Annotated in this window: 14 protein-coding genes; 10 read left to right on the top strand and 4 right to left on the bottom strand. The window is 73.1% G+C overall.

Going from position 1 to position 18,684, the window contains the following annotated elements; genetic code table 11:
* Window positions 1–1,193 (bottom strand): bifunctional transcriptional activator/DNA repair enzyme AdaA (locus KSNIM_RS28500; protein ID WP_263105978.1); only part of this gene is annotated, 1,193 nt, incomplete at its 3' end.
* Between the two features lie 241 nt (window positions 1,194–1,434).
* Between KSNIM_RS28500 and KSNIM_RS28495 the strand changes: the two genes are divergently transcribed.
* Both KSNIM_RS28495 and KSNIM_RS28490 read left to right on the top strand, forming a co-directional pair.
* Window positions 1,435–2,463, top strand: coding sequence for a LacI family DNA-binding transcriptional regulator (locus tag KSNIM_RS28495; RefSeq protein ID WP_263108146.1), 1,029 nt, complete (start codon window positions 1,435–1,437; stop codon window positions 2,461–2,463).
* Between the two features lie 55 nt (window positions 2,464–2,518).
* Complete coding sequence (locus KSNIM_RS28490) at window positions 2,519–3,547, top strand: aminoglycoside phosphotransferase family protein (RefSeq protein WP_263105977.1); 1,029 nt, start codon at window positions 2,519–2,521, stop codon at window positions 3,545–3,547.
* 84 nt (window positions 3,548–3,631) lie between these two features.
* Here the strand turns inward: KSNIM_RS28490 and KSNIM_RS28485 are convergent, their stop codons facing one another.
* Complete coding sequence (locus tag KSNIM_RS28485) at window positions 3,632–4,891, bottom strand: family 16 glycosylhydrolase (RefSeq protein ID WP_263105976.1); 1,260 nt, start codon at window positions 4,889–4,891, stop codon at window positions 3,632–3,634.
* Window positions 4,892–5,218: 327 nt separating this feature from the next.
* Between KSNIM_RS28485 and KSNIM_RS28480 the strand changes: the two genes are divergently transcribed.
* Genes KSNIM_RS28480 through KSNIM_RS28470 form a run of 3 tightly spaced genes read left to right on the top strand, consistent with a single transcriptional unit; the run spans window position 5,219 to window position 6,925 of the window.
* Window positions 5,219–5,731 (top strand): NADAR family protein, encoded by a 513-nt coding sequence (locus KSNIM_RS28480; protein ID WP_263105975.1) that lies wholly within the window; start codon window positions 5,219–5,221, stop codon window positions 5,729–5,731.
* A gap of 9 nt (window positions 5,732–5,740) precedes the next feature.
* Window positions 5,741–6,196 carry an ASCH domain-containing protein gene (locus tag KSNIM_RS28475; protein ID WP_263105974.1) on the top strand — a complete coding sequence of 152 codons (456 nt, stop codon included), beginning with the start codon at window positions 5,741–5,743 and terminating at the stop codon, window positions 6,194–6,196.
* A gap of 45 nt (window positions 6,197–6,241) precedes the next feature.
* A complete protein-coding gene (locus KSNIM_RS28470) occupies window positions 6,242–6,925 on the top strand; it encodes a VOC family protein (protein WP_263105973.1) in 684 nt (227 codons plus the stop codon).
* A gap of 213 nt (window positions 6,926–7,138) precedes the next feature.
* Here the strand turns inward: KSNIM_RS28470 and KSNIM_RS28465 are convergent, their stop codons facing one another.
* Window positions 7,139–10,021, bottom strand: a complete 2,883-nt coding sequence (locus KSNIM_RS28465; RefSeq protein ID WP_263105972.1) for a glycosyl hydrolase — start codon at window positions 10,019–10,021, stop codon at window positions 7,139–7,141.
* A gap of 367 nt (window positions 10,022–10,388) precedes the next feature.
* Between KSNIM_RS28465 and KSNIM_RS28460 the strand changes: the two genes are divergently transcribed.
* The 4 genes from KSNIM_RS28460 to KSNIM_RS28445 all read left to right on the top strand — a co-directional run bounded on the left by KSNIM_RS28460 (window position 10,389) and on the right by KSNIM_RS28445 (window position 15,058).
* Window positions 10,389–11,696, top strand: a complete 1,308-nt coding sequence (locus KSNIM_RS28460; protein ID WP_411543892.1) for an extracellular solute-binding protein — start codon at window positions 10,389–10,391, stop codon at window positions 11,694–11,696.
* A gap of 74 nt (window positions 11,697–11,770) precedes the next feature.
* Window positions 11,771–12,742 carry a carbohydrate ABC transporter permease gene (locus KSNIM_RS28455; RefSeq protein ID WP_263105971.1) on the top strand — a complete coding sequence of 324 codons (972 nt, stop codon included), beginning with the start codon at window positions 11,771–11,773 and terminating at the stop codon, window positions 12,740–12,742.
* Window positions 12,743–12,747: 5 nt separating this feature from the next.
* Window positions 12,748–13,584, top strand: coding sequence for a carbohydrate ABC transporter permease (locus KSNIM_RS28450; RefSeq protein ID WP_263108144.1), 837 nt, complete (start codon window positions 12,748–12,750; stop codon window positions 13,582–13,584).
* 49 nt (window positions 13,585–13,633) lie between these two features.
* On the top strand, window positions 13,634–15,058 hold the full coding sequence (locus tag KSNIM_RS28445) for a GH1 family beta-glucosidase (protein ID WP_263105970.1): 1,425 nt from the start codon (window positions 13,634–13,636) through the stop codon (window positions 15,056–15,058).
* A gap of 107 nt (window positions 15,059–15,165) precedes the next feature.
* Here the strand turns inward: KSNIM_RS28445 and rsgA are convergent, their stop codons facing one another.
* Entirely contained in the window at window positions 15,166–16,275 is a 1,110-nt protein-coding gene (gene rsgA, locus KSNIM_RS28440) for a ribosome small subunit-dependent GTPase A (protein WP_263105969.1), read from the bottom strand.
* A 458-nt stretch (window positions 16,276–16,733) separates the two neighbouring features.
* Between rsgA and KSNIM_RS28435 the strand changes: the two genes are divergently transcribed.
* A complete protein-coding gene (locus tag KSNIM_RS28435; RefSeq protein ID WP_263105968.1) occupies window positions 16,734–18,404 on the top strand; it encodes a carbohydrate binding domain-containing protein in 1,671 nt (556 codons plus the stop codon).
* Window positions 18,405–18,684: the final 280 nt, after the last annotated feature.

Genomic DNA, 18,684 nt, shown 5'->3' with positions numbered 1-18,684 from the left:
GCCCCGGCCAGCGCGGCCGCGGCCGGGAAGAGCAGCCGCAGGCCGCCGCTGGGCGTGGGCAGGGCGGCGCCGTACCGCTCGGCGAGCCGGCCGGCGAGGGTGCGCGCGGCGGCGACCGTGACCTGTTGGCCGAGCACGGCGCGGACGGCGAGCTCGTGCGGGTCGACGTGGCCCGGCGAGCGCACCCCGGCCCGGGCGCGGACGGCCGCGCCGAGCCACTCGTCGGCACCGAGCCGCTCGTCGACGGCGTCCGGGTCGGCGTCCAGGTCGAACAGCGCCCGCAGCCGGTGCACGGCGGTGGTGAGGTCGCGCAGGTCGGTGAGGGCGAGGCGGCAGTCCAGCCAGCCGCGGGTCGGCGGGTCGGCGGCGGCGAGCCCGTCCACCTCGGCGACGGCGTGGCCGTACGGGAGGGCGAGCGTGCGGCGGTAGGTGCGCACCCCGGGACGGCCGCCGGGGACGACCTCCTCGACGCCGGGCACGGCGCGCAGCGCGAGGAAGTCGAGCAGGTGGTCGCTGTCCAGAGCGCCGCGGTAGGCGAGCCGCAGCGCGAGGGTGCCGGCCGCGGCGTGACCGGCCCGCCGGCCCGCCGTCTCGGCCCGCAGCGCGGTCGGGGTGCGGTCGTACACCTCGCGCACGGTGTCGTTGAACTGCCGCACGGAGGCGAAGCCGGCCGCGAAGGCGATCTCGGTGACCGGCAGCCCGGTGGTCTGCAGCAGCAGCCGGGCGGTCTGCGCGCGCTGGGCGCGGGCCAGGGCGAGCGGGCCGGCGCCGAGCTCGGCGGTGAGCTGGCGCTGCAGCTGGCGGGCGCTGTAGCCGAGGCGGTCGGCGAGGCCGGCGACGCCCTCGCGGTCGACGACGCCGTCGCCGATCAGCCGCACCGCGCGGCCGACCAGGTCGGCGCGGTGGTTCCACTCCGGCGAGCCGGGCACGGAGTCCGGGCGGCAGCGCCGGCAGGCGCGGTAGCCGGCGCCCTGGGCGGCCGCCGCGGTCGGGTAGAAGGTGCAGTTGACGCGCTTGGGGGTCACCGCCGGGCAGCTCGGCCGGCAGTAGATCCCGGTCGTGCGGACGGCGGTGAAGAAGACTCCGTCGAAGCGGGAGTCGCGGCTGTCCACGGCCCGGTACCTGGTCTCGTCGTCGATCACGCCCTCCAGTCTGCGCCACCCCGGCGGCCCCGACCGGCGGAAATCGGACATGGCCGTCATGGGTCGGGAGCGGGCCGGGTGTCCGACACGACCCGATTCCTGGGAGCGCTCTCAATGGACTCGACGCACCCGATAGGCTCTGATGCGAACAGATCCGTGAGAGGAGCCCAGGGTGTCGCAGCACCAGCCCACCGGCGACGGACCCCCCGCCGAGCCCTCCGGCGGCGCACCGACCCGCGGCGGATCCCACCCCGGCACCGGCACCGCCGGCCGGGGCGACACCGCGGGCACCCTGCCCAGACCGACCCTGGAGTCCGTCGCCGAACGGGCCGGCGTCTCCCGGGCCACCGCCTCCCGGGTGGTGAACGGCGGCGCCGGCGTCCGCGCCTCGCTGCGCGAGAAGGTGCAGCGCGCGGTCGACGAACTCGGCTATGTCCCCAACCTCGCGGCCCGCACCCTCGTCACCCGGCGCAACCAGGCGGTCGCGGTGGTCGTCTCCGAGCCGGAGAGCAGACTGTTCTCCGACCCGTTCTTCGCCAAGCACCTGCGCGGCATCTCCCGCGAGCTCTCCTCGGCGGACAACCAGATGGTGCTGCTGCTCATCGAGGACCAGGCCGACTTCGAACGGGTCGGCCGGTACCTCGGCGGCGGCCACGTGGACGGTGCCCTGCTCTTCTCGCTGCACCACAGCGACCCGCTGCCGGACATCGCCCGCCGGGTCGGCCTGCCGTTCGTGATAGGCGGACGGCCCGGCTGGCCGGGCGCCGAGTCCGACCGCGAGCTGACCTACGTGGACAGCGACAACCGCGGCGGCGGCCGGATCGCCGTCCAGCACCTCCAGTCCCTCGGCCGGACGCGGATCGCCACCATCACCGGCCCGCTCGACCAGACCTCCTCCGTCGACCGCCTCGACGGCTACCGCGACCTGCTGCCCTACGGCGACCCCGACCTGATCGCCGAGGGCGACTTCACCCCGGACGGCGGCGGCCGCGCCATGGCCGAACTGCTCGCCCGCCGGCCCGACCTCGACGCCGTCTTCGCCGCCTCCGACGCGATGGCCTCGGGCGCGCTCCGGGTGCTCCGCGAGGCCGGCCGCCGGGTGCCGGAGGACGTGGCCGTGGTCGGCTTCGACGACGTCGAACAGATCGCCGCCTGGACGGACCCGCCGCTCACCACGATCCGGCAGGACATCGAGGACATGGGCCGCCTGATGGCCCGTCTGCTGCTGCGCCGGCTCGCCGGCCAGGTCGACACCACCGCCCGCCGCGGCCCCACCTCGGTGATCACGCCGACCCGGCTGGTGGTCCGCGGCTCCGCCTGACACCTCGTCAACAATGCGCTCGCCGGACGGTTCGTACCCGTGCGATGATGACGCCATGTGGTCACGACTGCCCTTCGGAGAGCGGCTGAGGGCCGAGCTCGGCACACCGCGCGGCGCCCGCAGGCTGGGCAGCAGCCCGCGGTCCCGGGTCTGGCGGGCCGATCTCGCCGGCACCCCCGTGGTCGTCAAACAGCTCCGCGACGGGCCCGGAGCCGACGACCGCTACACCCGCGAGACGGCCGCACTGCGGATCGCCGCCCGGGCCGACCCGCCGGTGGCACCGAGGCTCCTCGGGACGGACCCGGCGGCACGGGTACTCGTCCTGGAGCACCTGGAGCACGGCACGCCGCACGAGGACTGGGTGGTCGACTACGCGGCGGCACTGGCCCGGCTGCACGCCGCGGCCGGCCCGGGCGACGGCGGCGGCCTGCCCGCCTGGACGGGACCCACCGGCGAGGACGTGGAGGCCTTCCTGCGGCTGGCCCGGGCGCTCGGCGCCGTCGTACCGGCCGGTGCGCGCGCCGAACTCGACGGCCTCGCCGACCGGCTGGCCCGACTGCCCGGCCGCGCCCTGCTGCACGGCGACCCGTGCCCGGGCAACGACCTGCACACCGGCGACGGCATCCGCTTCGTCGACTTCGAACAGGCCTCCCGCGGGCCGGGCATCGTCGAACTCGCCTACCTGCGCATCGGCTTCCCGACCTGCTGGTGCGCCACCGCTCCCGCGCCGGAGCGGCTGGCGGCCGCCGAGGCCGCCTACCGCGAGCAGTGGCGGGCCGACACCGGCACCGCGGTGGACGGCGACCTCGCCGACGCCTGCGCCGGGTGGCTGCTGCGCGGCGACGCCCTCGTCCAGCGCGCGCACCGGGGCACCACCGACCACCTGGCCCGGATCCCCCACCGCGACTGGACCTGGGGCACCGCCACCGCCCGCCAACGGCTCGCCCACCGACTGCGCACGGTCGGCCGCCTCAGCACCGGCACCCCCGCCTCCAGGGACCTCGGACGCCTCGCCACCGCCATGTACCAGGGCATGCTCGCCCACTGGCCCGGCCTGCGCCCCCTCCCCGAACGGCGGCCGTAGCGGGTACCCCCACGACGGCGGGCGCCCCGCGCCCGGCCGGGGCCGGGTGCGGGGCGCCGCGGTGGAACCGCCGGGGCCGGGGGGTCAGCCGACGGTCCACTTCTGGGCGTTGGTGCCGTTGCAGGTCCAGGTCTGCAGCCGGGTACCGTCGGCCGAGGAGCCGCCCGTGGCGTCCAGGCACTTGTTCGCGCCGACGTTGGTGAGGTCGTGCGCGGCGGTGTACGTCCACTTCTGGGCGTTGGTGCCGTTGCAGGTGTACAGCTGGACGGCGGCGCCGTCCGCGGTGGAACCACCCGACACGTCGAGGCACTTGCCGAGGGCGCGGACGGTGCCGTCGTTGCCGACCGTCCACTGCTGGGCCGCGTTGCCGGTGCAGTTGTGCAGCTGGATCGGGGTACGGTCGGCGCTGGAGCCGCCGGCCACGTCGACGCACATGCCGCCGATGCCGCGGATCGGCCCGGCCGCCTGGCTGCCGCCCGAGGTGGAGGCGCGCACGTAGTCGACGACCATCGTCTGCGGGAAGGCCGTCGAGCCGTCCGGGCTGCCGGGCCAGTCGCCGCCGACCGCCAGGTTGAGGATGACGAAGAACGGGTGGTCGAAGACCCACTTGTTGCCGTGCGTGTCGGCCGGGGTGCGGGTCTCGTACGGAGTGCCGTCCACCGACCAGACGATGGCGTTCGGGCTCCAGTCGACGGCGAAGACGTGGAAGTCGTCGGCGAAGGCCTTGCCGCCGGGCAGGCTGTACGCGGCGCCGAGGCCGCCGGCGCCGGAGTAGCCCGGGCCGTGGATGGTGCCGTGCACGCTGTTCGGCTCGCGGCCGATGTTCTCCATGACGTCGATCTCGCCGCTGTTCGGCCAGCCGGCCGTGCCGAGGTCGTTGCCGAGCATCCAGAAGGCCGGCCAGACGCCCTGGCCGCGCGGGATCTTGATCCGGGCCTCGAAGCGGCCGTACGCCTGGGTGAAGGTCCGGGCGGTGTTCATCCGGGCGGAGGTGTACTGGCACTGTCCGTACCAGCAGCCGAGGCCGGGGTCGGTGTTCTTCTTCGCGGTGATGACCAGGTGGCCCTGGCCGTCCAGCGCGGCGTTGGAGGTGCTGTTGGTGTAGTACTCCAGCTCGTGGTTGCCGAAGCCCCCGCCACCGGTCTCCAGGGTCCACTTGGCGGCGTCGGGGCCGCGGCCGGCCGGCCCGTCGAACTCGTCGGACCAGGTCTGCGCGGCGGTCGCGGCGCCGGCCCGCGGGGCCACGGCGTCGTTGGCGGAGACCAATGCCGCTCCCACGAGGGCCGTGGTGAGCGCGAGCACGAGTCCGCCGAGCGACCAGCGGCGTTTGCGGTGGGAGGCCATGCAGGCACACCCCTTCCTGGGGTACGGGTGGAAGCGGAGCAGGGAGGACCGCACGTACCCGAAGGAGCGAGAGCGCTCTCTTCGCGACCGGGGCGGCTCCGGTGGGCCCACACGCTACCGACGAGTCGCCCCCGCCGACAATGCCGCCCTCAGTCAGCGCCAAGCCCCTGACCTGCGAGGATACAAATCTCCGCAGTCCCTTAAGCGTCTCTTAGGGCTCACTTGACCTGTGGACATCATCCGCGGGGTCCGCCGCGCCGGAAATCGCTTGCCCGGAGCGGCCGGTGGCCGGAAGCCTGGCGCTCTCCCTCTCAAGGGACGGCGGGCATGACGATCCGATTCCACGGCGCGGACGAGGTCCCGTACGGCTGCTTCTCCACCTTCTCGCCGCACGGCATCGAGCTGGACGGCGCGTACTGGCCCGCCGTCGAACACTGGTACCAGGCACAGAGGTTCTCCGGCGGCCGGCAGGCCGAACGGATCCGCCGGGCCGACTCCCCGTTGCGCGCGGCCGCGCTGGGACGCGACCCGGCCGCGCCACTGCGGCGGGACTGGCACAAGGCCCGGGACGAGGTGATGCGCCGCGGCGTGGAGGCCAAGTTCCGTACCCACGAGGACATCCGCGCGATCCTCCTGGCCACCGGGGGCGACGAGCTCGTCGAGGACACCTTCGACGACGGCCACTGGGGCTGCGGACGCAACGGCACCGGACGGAACCTGCTGGGCCGCATCCTCATGCGCACCCGCAGCCGCCTCGCCGCCGAGCAGCCGCCGACGGCCACGCCGCCCGACGGCGCCCCCGGCCGGAATCCGGATGTCCACGACCGACCTCCGGGCTAACCTGGCCGGATGGACCGTGACACCTACCAGGGTCTGCCGAAGGCCGAGTTCGCATTCCCCGGGCCGCTGCGCGACGCACTCGTCGCCGCGATCCTGGACGGCTCCAAGACGAGCACCACCGGCCTGGTCGCGGAGTACGAGAAGCTGGGCGAGCCGCTGCCCACCGCCGGCCTGCGGGAGGCCGTGGTGGACTCCGAGGACCGGGTGGTCGCGGTGATCGAGCTGGCCGAGGTACGGATCGCGCCGCTCGCCGAGGTCGACCTCGGGCACGCCGCGGCCGAGGGCGAGGGCTACGCCTCGGTCGCCGAGTGGCGGGCCGGCCACGAGAGCTTCTGGCACGGCCCGGAGCTGCGGGCCGTCCTGGAGGACCCGGAGTTCACCGTGGACGGCTCGACCGCGCTCGTCCTGCAGCGCTTCCGGGTGGTCGAGCGGGTCCGCCCGGACGGTGCCGACGCTGCCGGGTGACGCTCGGTCAGGAAGGTCCGTTCACGTCCTGCTACGTTGGCGCGCATGACCGACGACGTGCACGGAACCGAACGGATCAGGCCCCGGCGCTTCCACGAGAGCGAGGGCGTACAGGACTGGCGGGTGCTGGGCGAGGGGGCCTGCGCGTACTTCCGCACCGGATCCTTCGCGGCCGGGGCCCGGTTCGTGCAGGAGATCGGCGACCTGGCCGGCCCCGGTGCGGACGCCCCCGACGTCGACCTGCGCCCCGAGGGCGTCACCGTACGGCTGATCGCCCTCACCGAGGACTACTACGGGCTGACCGAGCGGCACGTCGAACTGGCCCGCCGGATCTCGACGGTGGCCCGCAAGCTGGACCTGTCCGCGGACCCGTCGGCCGTGCAGACCGTCCAGGTCACCGTCGACGCCCTCGCCGGGCCTGCGGTGGTGGCGTTCTGGCGCGCCCTGCTCGGTTACCGGGAGCGCGCCGGCAGCCCCGAGGACCTGGTCGACCCGCAGCGCCGCGGAGCGCCGTTCTACTTCCAGCAGATGGCGGAGCCCCGCCCGCAGCGCAACCGGGTCCACGTCGACGTCTGGGTCCCCCACGACCTGGCCGAGGCCCGGATCGCCGCCGCGCTCGCGGCCGGCGGCCGCCTGGTCAACGACGAGTTCGCCCCCGCCCACTGGGTGCTGGCCGACCCCGAGGGCAACGAGGCCTGCGTCGGCGCGGCCGGCGGGCCCGACCGGTAGCCCGGACGTGCGGAACTCCCCGTCCGCCCCGGCGATGCGCACGGGGCGGGACGGGGAGCCGAGTCGACGGACCCTGGGAGTCGTCTTCGAAGGCGCTCGGGTGGTCGGGTTCAGGGGTGCGGGGAACCGCGCGATGCGGATGCGGGCCACCGTGGAAACCAGGGGTGACCCGGATTTGCCGCTACAAGGCTCGGCACGCCCCGGGAAGCGAGGCTAGTCGAACGGGATCCGCAGGACGGAGGCGCTGCCCTGGGCCTGGCTGGCGCCGACCCGCAGTTGGGCGGGGGCACTGCCGATCGCGGACCACACCTCGATGCGGACGGTGCCGTGGTCGAGGGAGCCGAGGGTGCCGGTGGCGGAGGCGAGTCCGGCCGTGGCGCCGGAGTAGCGCTCCCAGCCGGCGACCGGGTCGGTGGCGAAGTACCGGTAGGTCTCGACCCGTTCGAAGGTGCCGTCGCCCGTCAGGTCGTAGGAGATCCTGGCCTGCTGGCCGAGGCCGACGGCGCTGCCGGCGTCGACCCAGAGGTCGAAGTCGGTGGCCGCACCGGGCTTCACGGTGCCGCTGAGGTTGCGGATCTCGTAGACCTTCGCCTGGTACGGGGTGCCGTCGTGGTTGGTACCGCCCGCGGAAGGCAGCGTGTCGGCGGCGGCCGCGGTGCCGTAGGCGGTGGTCAGGGCGCCGCCGGGCTGCAGGTAGAAGGTGTTGCCGGTGCTGGCCGTCGGGGTCGGGGTGGGGGTGGGCGTCGGCGTGGGTGTCGGCGTGGGCGAGCCGGTCGGGGTGGGCGACGGGGTGACGCCGCCGGTGCCGCCGTCCTGCCGGCTGCCGCGCTCGGTGGCGGTGGACCGGGCGGGCACGGTCAGCGTGTAGCCGTCCGAGAAGTGCACGGTGCGGGCGGCGGTGGTGTAGTTGTACGCCACGTGGGTGCGGGTGCCGCCATTGGTGAAGACCGCCGCGGTCGGGGTGTCGGCGGTCGTCGCCGCATCCAGGGTGCCGAGCGAGGCCAGGTTGTGGATCCAGTGGTAGGTGTGGGCCTTCGACTCGCCCTCCTCCGGGGTGTAGCCGGCGTTCCCGGCGTCCCAGTCGGCCTTGGCGGCGGCCGGGTCGGCGAGCGCCTCCGTCTCCCAGAGGATGTCCCGCCAGTCGGTGAAGGCGCCGCCGTTGTTGGCCTTGAGTTCGGCGAGGTTGGCCCGCAGGTCGTCCTGGCGGCGGCCGAGGTAGAGCGACCCGCCGTTGACGGGCAGGAAGTTGATGCCGTGGATCATGCCGGGCGAGGCCGTCCACCAGGTGGAGTAGGCGGCGCCGCTGCCCCAGACCATGCCGACGGTGGCGTGGCCGAAGGTGCTCGGGAAGACGGTGTGGTCGGCGTCGAACCAGTACTGCTGAACGGCGTTGGCCTCGGTGGTGTACAGGTAGACGCCGAGGTCGCGCAAGGTGGTGTCGCCGGTGGCGGAGCCGTAGAGGATCAGCGCGGAGCTGAAGTTGAGGCCCTCGGAGGAGGACTCCTGGTTGTTGCCGGCGGCGAAGCCGGCGTGGCCGGAGGCCCAGCCGTGGCCCGCGTAGATGTCGAAGTTCCGCAGCAGCGGGAAGCGGGCGTCGGTGCGGTCGGCGTTGGCGGCGTCCTTGGCGAGCAGCTTGACCATGCCGCCCCAGGCGGAGTCGGCGGCCCAGGCGGCGTCGTAGCGGGCGACGGTGGCGGCGGCCTGGACGAAGTAGCCGTAGTGGAAGTGGTGGTCGTTGAGTTCGGCGTCGGTGCCGTAGGAGGCGGGGTAGCCGATCAGCGTCTTCCAGGTGGCGTCGTAGGCGAAGACGGACGAGCCGGTGCCCTTGAACCAGGTTTCGAGCTTGCCCTTGAGCAGGCCGATCAGCTTGTCGCGGGTGGCGGTGTCTCCGAGCTGGTCGGCGACGGGCACGAGCTGGGCGAGCCTGCCGAGGGCCTTGCCCGTCCAGTAGGTGTCGGTGGCTCCCTGCCACGGGTCGGCGGCGTTCGCCTCGGCCTTGACCATGGTGTCGAGGGCGGTGCGGTCGTAGGCGCCGAGGTCGGGCAGTGAGGGCAGCACGCCGGTGACTGCCTGCGCGGTGGTGAAGGAGGTGCCCTGCCGGACCTTCATGGTGCCGCGCGGCGAGGTGTAGGCGAGCGCGGTGAGCGGGTCGGCGGTGGCCTGCCACTGGTGCGGGTACAGGGCGAGCAGGGTGCCGGTCTCGGTGCCCTCCTGCGGGGTGGTGGTGGCGGTGTAGGTGGTGCTCAGCGTGCCGGCGGACTCCTGGTAGTTCCAGGTGGCCCTGGTGTCGGTGACGAAGCTGTAGGCGTAGGTGCGGTACCGGGCGAGGTCGGCGGGCGAGGGCAGCACGGCGACGGAGTAGTAGTCCTTGCCGCCGAGGGCGGCGGTGAGGGTGCTGCCGCTCACCGTCCAGTCGGTGCCGGTGGGCGCGAACAGGCCGTAGTGGTGGCCGCCGACGGTGATGCCGAGGACGTTGCCCTGGTCGGCGAAGACCGTCGGGGTGCCCGCGGTGGTGATCTGGGCGGCGCCGCCGGTGGCATGCGCGTAGACGTACGGCAGGCCGTGGCCGACCGTGGCGCTGAAGGTGTGGCCGGCGTCGGCCCAGTAGGGGGTGACCGTCCAGTCGGACCAGCCGTCGACCTTGGTGTCCGGCGAGTTGAGGCCGGCCACGCCCAGGGTGAGGTCGCGGGTGTGGGTGAAGTCGTACTGGCGCCCGTCGGAGGTGATGGTCGGCGTGGTGGGGTAGCCGACCTCCAGGCCGTTCGCGTTCGCCTTGAAGGTGAACGGGTGGGCGTACATGTTCTCGGAGTACGGGTTGCCCGCGTAGCGCTGGTAGATCAGCGAGGACCACCAGTCGTTGGTGGGGGCGGCCTTGCCGGTCATGCGGGTGGTGACCTTGGGCGTGACGGGGGCGCCGTCGGCGTTGCTCGGCCCGACCGTGCCGGCGGGGCGGGTGTCGGCGTATCCGCCGAGTCCGACCGGGACGGTCGCGGCGGCGGCGCTGCCGGCGGCGACGGTCGCGGTGAGTGCTGCGGCGGCCGCCAGGGCCAGGGCGGTGACCGCCGCGGCCGGGCTGCGCAGGGATCTGATCTTCATCGGGTCCACCTCGGGTGGGGGTGGGGGACGGGTGAGTGTGAGGGTGAGTTCTGAAAGCGCTCTCAGCGATCGGGACGGTAGGGCCGGATCCGACGGAGTGTCAATGCGCTGAACAGAATCTCCCGAACGGCCGCCCGCTCGGCCGGAAAAGGCCCGCAGGGCCACGGCGGAGGGGCCGCTTTCGAGGTTACGGTCAGGTTTCGACCCCTTGACGGCCGACCGCAAACCCCGGCAATCTCCTTGCATCGCTGAGAGCGCTCTCAGAAACGAAGCACCGGGCATCGGCATGCCGGCGGCACACGGAGAGCGCTCGCTCGTCAGCGCTCCCCTTCGCAGACTCCAGCCACCCCCTGTCCGGTCAGGAGACATCCCCATGCGCCCGTTCAGAGCCCGCCGTACGGCCGCCCTCGGCACCGCCGCCCTCGCGGCGACCATGCTGCTCACCGCCTGCTCCTCCGGTGGCACCGCTTCCAAGGACGCCGCCGACGGCAAGGTCACCCTGACGATCGACCTCTTCGGCACCTTCGGGTTCAAGGAGACCGGCCTCTACGACGAGTACATGAAGGCCCACCCCAACATCACCATCAAGCAGTCCGACACCCAGGACGAGGCCCAGTACTGGCAGGCACTGCAGACCAAGCTGGCCGGCGGCGGCGGTGTCGCCGACATCCAGGGCCTGGAGGTCGGCCGCGTGGCGAGCGTCGTGCAGAAGCAGGCCGACAAGTTCACCGACCTCAAGACCGTCGGCATCGGCGACGTCAACGACAGCCTGGTGGAGTGGAAGGGCGCGGCGGTCAAGACCGCGGACGGCAAGGTGCTCGGCGCGGGCACCGACATCGGCCCGGAGGCGATCTGCTACCGCACCGACCTCTTCAAGGCGGCCGGCCTGCCCACCGACCGCATCGAGCTGGCCGCCAAGTGGTCGACCTGGCAGGGCTACCTGGAGCTGGGCAAGCAGTACGCGGCCAAGGCGCAGCCGGGCAACGCCTGGACGGACAGCGCGGCGGGCATGTTCACCGCCGAGGTCGGCCAGCAGAAGGTCCGCTACTCCGACGAGGGCGGCAAGGCGGTCTACGAGACCAGCCCGGCGGTGAAGACGGCCTGGGAGGACTCCGCCAAGCTGGTCGCGGACGGCCTGTCGGCCAAGCTGCCGCAGTGGACCCCGGAGTGGAACAAGGCCTTCTCCACCGGCAAGTTCGCCACGCTGAGCTGCCCGGCCTGGATGATCGGCTACATCAAGGGCCAGGCCGGCGACGCGTCCGCCGGCAAGTGGGACATCGCCGCGGGCCCGGGCAAGACCGGCAACTGGGGCGGCTCGTACCTGGCGATCCCGCGGACGGCCAAGCACCCGAAGGAGGCCGCCGAGCTGATCAAGTGGCTGACCGCCAAGGAGCAGCAGGTGAAGCTCTTCACCAAGCAGGGCTCCTTCCCGTCGAGCACGGCGGCGCAGGCCGAGATCAAGTCGGTCCAGGACCCGTACTTCAACAACGCGCCGATCGGCCAGATCTTCAGCGAGTCCGCGGCCGCGATGCCGGCCCAGGTCCTGGGCACGGACGACGGCGTGATCGGCAAGGCGTTCACCGACGCGCTGGGCGAGGTGGAGCGCACCAACACCGCGCCGGCCACCGCGTGGCAGCACGCGCTGGACAACGTCAAGAAGGCCAACGGCAACTGACGCACCGGCGATGACCGACGCCTGATCACCGGCCCCCGGCCCGTCCGGCCGGGGGCCCCGTCCGAGGACTCCCCATGGCCATCACCTCTCCCCCGGCCCCGGCCGCCGGGCGGCGCCCCGGGCAGCCGGCACCGGCCGCCGCGGCGCGCCGGTCCGGCCCGCGTGCGGCGGGGCGGCTCGCCCCGTACGGGTTCGTCGCGCCGTTCTTCGTCCTGTTCGCCGCCTTCGGGCTGTTCCCGCTGGTGTACACCGCGTACGTGTCGCTGCACCGGGTGGAGCTGCAGACCTCGGAGCAGATGGACTGGCTGGGCCTGCAGAACTACACCCGGCTGTTCGAGGACCCCTTCTTCTGGAACGCGCTGGGCAACACCTTCACCATCGGGGTGCTGTCGACCGTGCCGCAGCTGCTGATGGCGCTCGGCCTGGCGCACCTGCTCAACTACAAGCTGCGCGGGCGGACGTTCTTCCGGGTCGCGATGCTGATGCCGTACGCGACCTCGGTGGCGGCGGCGACCCTGGTCTTCGCCCAGCTGTTCGGCCGTGACTACGGCCTGATCAACTGGCTGCTCACCTCCGCCGGCCTCTCCCCGGTGGACTGGCAGGCGAGCACCTGGGCCTCGCAGCTCGGCGTGTCCGCGATCGTCACCTGGCGGTGGACGGGCTACAACGCGCTGATCTACCTGGCCGGCATGCAGGCGATCCCGGGTGAGCTGTACGAGTCGGCGGCGATGGACGGCGCCTCCCGCTGGCAGCAGTTCCGCCATGTGACGATCCCCGGGCTGCGCCCGACGATCGTCTTCACCGTGGTGGTCTCCACCATCGGCGCCACCCAGCTGTTCGGCGAACCGCTGCTGTACGAGGGCAACGCGGGCGGCGGCATCTCGCACCAGTACCAGACCCTCGGCCTCTACATGTACGAGCAGGGCTGGACCTTCTTCCACCTGGGCCGCGCGGCGGCCGTGGCGTGGGTGATGTTCCTGCTGATCGTGGTGCTCGCCCTGCTCAACGCGGCGATCGCCGCCCGGCGCAACCGTACGGACCGGTGATCGAGATGATGCTTGCCAAGCGTTCCCCCCTGCAGGGCGGCCCGCTCGCGTACGCGGTGCTGGGCACGGCCACGCTGCTGTTCGTCTTCCCGTTCTACTGGACGGTGGTGGCGGCCAGCCGGACCAACTCCGAGCTGAGCGCGGCGACTCCGGCGCTCACTCCGGGGCCGAACCTGTTCCACAACTTCGGCGAGGCGCTGCAGCAGGCCGCGATCGGCACCGCGCTGTGGAACTCGCTGCTGGTGTCCGCGGCGGTGACCGCCGGTGTGGTGCTCTCCTCGACCCTGGCCGGCTTCGCCTTCGCCAAGCTGCGCTTCCGCGGCCGCGGGCTGCTGTTGGCCGTCACCGTCGGCACCATGATGATCCCGCCGCAGCTGGGCGTGATCCCGCTGTTCATGGTGATCGTGAAGATGGACCTGCAGAACAAGCTGCCGGCGGTGATCCTGCCCGCGCTGGTCTCGGCGTTCGGCGTGTTCTTCATGCGGCAGTTCCTGATCCAGGCGCTGCCGGACGAGCTGATCGAGGCCGGCCGGGTCGACGGCGCCTCCGCCCTGCGGATCTTCTGGTCGATCGTGCTGCCGGTCGCCCGGCCGGGCATGGCCGTGCTCGGCATGCTGACCTTCATGGCCACCTGGAACGACTTCTTCTGGCCTATCGTCGCGCTGAGTTCGCAGAACCCGACGGTGCAGGTGGCGCTGAAGTCGCTCGGCCAGGGCTACGTGCCGGACCAGTCGGTCGTGATGGCCGGCACCCTGCTCGGCACGCTCCCGGTGCTGCTGGTGTTCGCGCTGCTGGGCCGGCAGATCGTCGGCGGCATCATGCAGGGCGCCGTCAAGGGCTGAGCCCGCCCCGCCCCCCGTGCATCCCCAACCACTCTCCCCGGAAGGCGACATGTCCGTCGAAGCCCTCCCCTCCCCCGTCCGCACCGGTTTCCCGGCCGGCTTCGTCTGGGGCGCGGCGACCGCCGCGTACCAGATCGAGGGCGCCGCCGCCGAGGACGGCCGCACGCCGTCCATCTGGGACACCTTCAGCCGCACGCCGGGCAAGGTCCGCAACGGCGACAACGGCGACATCGCCGCCGACCACTACCACCGGTACCGCGAGGACGTGGCCCTGATGGCCTCGCTCGGGCTCGGCGCGTACCGCTTCTCGCTGGCCTGGCCGCGGATCGTGCCCGGCGGCCGCGGCCCGGTGAACGAGGCCGGCCTGGCGTTCTACGACCGGCTGGTCGACGAGCTGCTCGCGGCCGGGGTCACCCCGGTGGCCACGCTCTACCACTGGGACCTCCCGCAGGAGCTGGAGGACGCGGGCGGCTGGACGAACCGCGACACCGCGTACCGCTTCGCCGAGTACGCGCAGGTCGCGGCCGAGCGCCTCGGCGACCGGATCGGCACCTGGACGACGCTCAACGAGCCCTGGTGCAGCGCCTTCCTCGGGTACGGCAACGGCATCCACGCGCCGGGCCGCACCGACCCGGCGGCCGCCCTGACGGCCCACCACCACCTGTTGCTGGCGCACGGGCTGGGCACCGCGGCGCTGCGCTCGGCGCTGCCCGCGGCGGCGCAGGTGTCGCTGACGCTGAACCTGGCGGCCGTCCGCCCGCTGACGCAGGACGCGGCCGACCTGGACGCGGCCCGCCGGATCGACGGTCTGGCGAACCGGATCTTCCTCGACCCGGTGTTCCACGGCCGCTACCCGGCGGACGTGCTGGCGGACACCGGCGGGGTGACCGACTGGTCCTTCGTCCACGACGGCGACCTGGCGGAGATCTCCCGGCCGATCGACTCGCTGGGGATCAACTACTACACGCCGACCGTGGTCGCCGCGGACGACCCGCAGAACCCGGCCGCCCGCCAGGACGGCCACGCCGGCGACCTCTCGCCCTGGCCCGCCGACCGCGGCGTGCGTTTCCTGCCCGCCGAGGGCAGCCGCACCGCGATGGGCTGGCCGGTCGACGCCGACGGCCTGTACGAGCTGCTCACCCGGCTGCGCGACGACCTGCCCGGCCTGCCGCTGCTGGTCACGGAGAACGGCGCCGCGTACGAGGACTACTGCGACCCGACCGGTGCGGTGCGCGACCCGGAGCGGATCGCCTACCTGCACGGGCACCTCGCCGCCGTCCGCCGGGCGATCGCCGACGGGGCGCCCGTCCAGGGCTACTTCCTGTGGTCGCTGCTGGACAACTTCGAGTGGGCGTTCGGCTACAGCAAGCGGTTCGGCATCGTCCACGTGGACTTCGCGAGTCAGCGGCGCACCCCCAAGGAGAGTGCGCGCTGGTACGCGGAGGTGATCCGGACGGGGGACCTGCCGGCCTGACGGGCCGGCCGAGAACGCCGTGCGGCTGCCGGGGGCTGTGGGGGCTCCGGCAGCCGCACGGGCACACCTCCCCCGCCCCGGGCCGGGGGCCGGGGCGGGACGTCCGGTCAGTGGGTGCGCCGCGGGTCGTGCCGGGTGGGGTTGGACGATCCGCGCATCGACTTGCTGATGCTCTTCCACTTCTTGATCCGCTCGGCGGCGAGCCGGGCGTCGCTGCGCGAGGCGATCCACTCGTTCTCGCGCTGCAGCTTGAGGTAGCTGTCCATCCGGCGCTGCGGCAGCGTGCCGTCCTCCAGTGCGGCGGCGACCGCGCAGCCCGGCTCGGAGCGGTGGCTGCAGTCGTCGAAGCGGCACTGCTCGGCGAGTCCGGCGATGTCGGCGAAGGCCAGGTCGACGCCCTCGCCGCCGTACAGGCCGACCTCGCGCAGCCCGGGGGTGTCGATGACGACGCCGCCGTCCGGCAGCGGGATCAGCTCCCGGGTGGTGGTGGTGTGGCGGCCCTTCTCGTCGACCGAGCGGGTCTCCTGGACGGCCATCGCCTGCCGGCCCGCGAGGGCGTTGGTGAGCGTGGACTTGCCGGCGCCGGACTGGCCGACCAGGGCGGTCGCGCCGTGCAGGCAGGCGCGCAGCACGTCCATGCCCTCGCCGGTCTCGGCGCTGACGGTGAGCACGGTGGCGCCCGGGGCGATCTTCTCCACGTCCTCGCGGATGAAGTCGGCGTCGTCGACCAGGTCGGCCTTGGTGAGGACGACCAGCGGTGCGGCACCGCTCTCCCAGGCGAGGGCGAGGAAGCGCTCGATCCGCCCGAGGTCCGGGTCCGCGGCGAGCGAGACCGCGATCATGACGGTGTCGATGTTCGCGGCGAGGACCTGGCCCTCGGAGCGGCTGCCCGCGGTCTTGCGGACGACCGCGGTGCTCCGGCCCAGCAGGGCGGAGACGGTGGGCAGGGGCTGCGCGGCGAGGTCGACGGCGGCCCAGTCCCCGGTGCAGGGGCACTTGAGCGGATCGGGGTCGCCGACCGGCCGGGTGTCGGCGCGGACGGTGCGCAGTTCGCCGGACTCGGGGTCGGCGAGCAGGACGTCGCACCGGCCGCGGTCGACGCGGGAGATCAGGGCGGGGGTGAGCCCCGCCTCTGCGTAGAAGGCGAACTCGGCCGCCCTGTCCTCGTTCCAGCCGTGGGCGGAGAGCGGGAGGGCGGCGGAGGTGGAGCTGGTCACGGTGGGGTGGGCCCTTCGGCAAGGGTGGCCCCGGCAGTGCGCGCCCGACGGCGCGTCAGGAAGTCGTGGAGGTCAGCCGGTGGCCACGGGGGTGGGAGTGAACGACGTACGGACGCGGGCAGCGTCCAGCGCAGCGACGGTCATCACGGTCCTCACCTCCGGGTGTGCACAGGGCTCGACGGGGGGCGGCCCTCGGCGGGCCTCCCGAACGGCACCACGGTAGCCACGGCCGGCGAGGCCGCGCCAGCGAATTTCTCCGGCGGTCTGCGGTGGCCCGGCGGCAGGTGCCGGGCGGCTCACCTGCGGGGGCGCGGATCCGGCCAAGTACTCGGGAGCCGACGGTCGTTGACGGACCCTTGACACCGGAGATTGGTCTAGTCCATCTTGGCGGTGCACGCGGCCTGCACGGCTCCCCCGCACCCCTGCGGCCGCAACCCCCATCCCCCACTGGAGGTCCTGTGCGTTCCCGCAACCGCCTCGTGGCGGCGCTCGGCGCCGTCGCGCTGGGCTCGGCCGCGGCCGTCGCCCTGCCCGCAACGGCCCAGGCGGCCAACCTGCTCACCAATCCCGGCTTCGAGAGCGGCACGCTCAGCGGCTGGTCCTGCACCGGCGGGCTCGGCTCGGTGGTCGGCTCCCCCGTCCACTCCGGCAGCAAGGCGCTCGCCGCCGCGGCCGGCGCGAGCGACACCGCGCAGTGCACCCAGACCGTCTCGGTGCAGCCCAACACCACGTACACGCTGTCCGGTTGGGTTCGCGGCAACTACGTCTACCTGGGCGTGACCGGCGGCGCCTCCACCTGGACGCCGTCCGCCGCCTCGTACCAGCAGCTGTCGGTGACCTTCACCACCGGCGCGAGCCAGACCAGCGCGCAGATCTTCACCCACGGCTGGTACGGCCAGGGCACCTACTACGCCGACGACATCAGCCTGGACGGCCCGGGCGGCGGAGGCGGCGGCGACACCCAGGCGCCGACCGCGCCGAGCGGCCTCGCCTCGACCGGCAAGACCTCCTCCACCGTCTCGCTGTCGTGGAACGCCTCCACCGACAACGTCGGCGTGACCGGCTACGACGTGTACAGCGGATCGAGCGTGGTCGCCAGCAGCACCGGCACCTCGGCAACGGTGACCGGCCTGGCCGCGAGCACCGCCTACACCTTCACCGTCAAGGCGCGGGACGCGGCGGGCAACACCTCGGCCGCCTCCAACGGCGTCACGGTGACGACCGCCGCGGGCGGCGGGGGCGGCACCGGCTTCAAGCAGGCCGCGCCCTACCTGTACCTGGGCTGGGGCGAGCCGCCGTCCGCGACCACGGTGATGAGCGCCACCGGCATCAAGTGGTTCACCATGGCCTTCATCCTCTCCTCCGGCGGCTGCAACCCGTCCTGGGACGGCCAGCGCCCGCTCACCGGCGGCATGGACCAGCAGACCGTCAACGCGATCCGGGCGGCCGGCGGCGACATCGTCCCGTCGATCGGCGGCTGGCAGGGCAACAAGCTCGGCCCGAACTGCTCGACCCCGGCGGCTCTGGCCGCCGCCTACCAGCAGGTGATCAGCGCGTACGGGCTGAAGGCGATCGACGTCGACATCGAGAACACCGACGAGTTCGAGAACACCGTCGTCCAGGACCGCATCCTCGGCGCCCTGAAGATCGTCAAGCAGAACAACCCGGGCCTGCGGACGATCCTCACCTTCGGCACCGCGACCACCGGCCCGACCTACTACGGCAACCGGCTGATCGAGCAGGCCAAGGCGCTCGGCGCGGACATCGACGTCTTCACCGTCATGCCGTTCGACTTCGGCGGCGGCGCCGACATGTACGGCAGCAGCGTCAGCGCGGCCAACGGCCTGAAGGACAAGCTGAAGACCACCTTCGGCTGGGACGACGCCACCGCGTACGCCCACGTCGGCATCTCCGGCATGAACGGCCTCTCCGACCAGCAGGAGACCACCACGCCGGCGACCTGGACGAGCATCCGCGACTGGGCCAACGCCAACCACATCGCCCGCCTCGCCTTCTGGTCGGTCAACCGCGACCGGCCGTGCGCCGGCGGCGGCGTGGCCGAGAACTGCTCCGGCATCAACCAGAACAACTGGCAGTTCACCTCGATCACGGCCGGCTTCACCGGCTGACGACCGCAGCGCCGCAGAGCCGCCCCCGCCCACCGGCGGGGGCGGCTTCCGCATGTCCGGGCAGCCGCTCCGGCGCAAATTGTTAGCGCTAACAGTCTGCCCGTCAAGCAGCCTGCGCAGCGCTTCCGTATCTATGCCCGCACGTGACCCGATGGTGACTCCAGCCCCCTTGACGGGCTTCTTGTGAGCGTTAACACTCATGTAACGCCAGGCCAGGGGCTCGACACCAAAGCCCCCGGCCCCTTCCCTGCCCCACCCCATGCCCCACCCCATGCCCCAC

It is taken from the genome of Kitasatospora sp. DSM 101779 (assembly GCF_025655475.1).
Lineage (GTDB): Bacteria > Actinomycetota > Actinomycetes > Streptomycetales > Streptomycetaceae > Kitasatospora.
The sequence above is the reverse complement of the archived record's forward strand: the minus strand, read 5'-3'. Positions and strand labels throughout refer to the sequence as shown.

Excerpts from the sequence above, each read along its gene's own strand:
- KSNIM_RS28475 (WP_263105974.1), top strand. The coding sequence starts at position 5,741 with ATGGACCGTGACACCTACCAGGGTCTGCCGAAGGCCGAGTTCGCATTC.
- KSNIM_RS28455 (WP_263105971.1), top strand. The coding sequence starts at position 11,771 with ATGGCCATCACCTCTCCCCCGGCCCCGGCCGCCGGGCGGCGCCCCGGG.
- KSNIM_RS28450 (WP_263108144.1), top strand. The coding sequence starts at position 12,748 with ATGATGCTTGCCAAGCGTTCCCCCCTGCAGGGCGGCCCGCTCGCGTAC.
- KSNIM_RS28480 (WP_263105975.1), top strand. The coding sequence starts at position 5,219 with ATGACGATCCGATTCCACGGCGCGGACGAGGTCCCGTACGGCTGCTTC.
- KSNIM_RS28470 (WP_263105973.1), top strand. The coding sequence starts at position 6,242 with ATGACCGACGACGTGCACGGAACCGAACGGATCAGGCCCCGGCGCTTC.
- KSNIM_RS28485 (WP_263105976.1), bottom strand. The coding sequence starts at position 4,891 with ATGGCCTCCCACCGCAAACGCCGCTGGTCGCTCGGCGGACTCGTGCTC.
- KSNIM_RS28445 (WP_263105970.1), top strand. The coding sequence starts at position 13,634 with ATGTCCGTCGAAGCCCTCCCCTCCCCCGTCCGCACCGGTTTCCCGGCC.
- KSNIM_RS28465 (WP_263105972.1), bottom strand. The coding sequence starts at position 10,021 with ATGAAGATCAGATCCCTGCGCAGCCCGGCCGCGGCGGTCACCGCCCTG.
- KSNIM_RS28490 (WP_263105977.1), top strand. The coding sequence starts at position 2,519 with ATGTGGTCACGACTGCCCTTCGGAGAGCGGCTGAGGGCCGAGCTCGGC.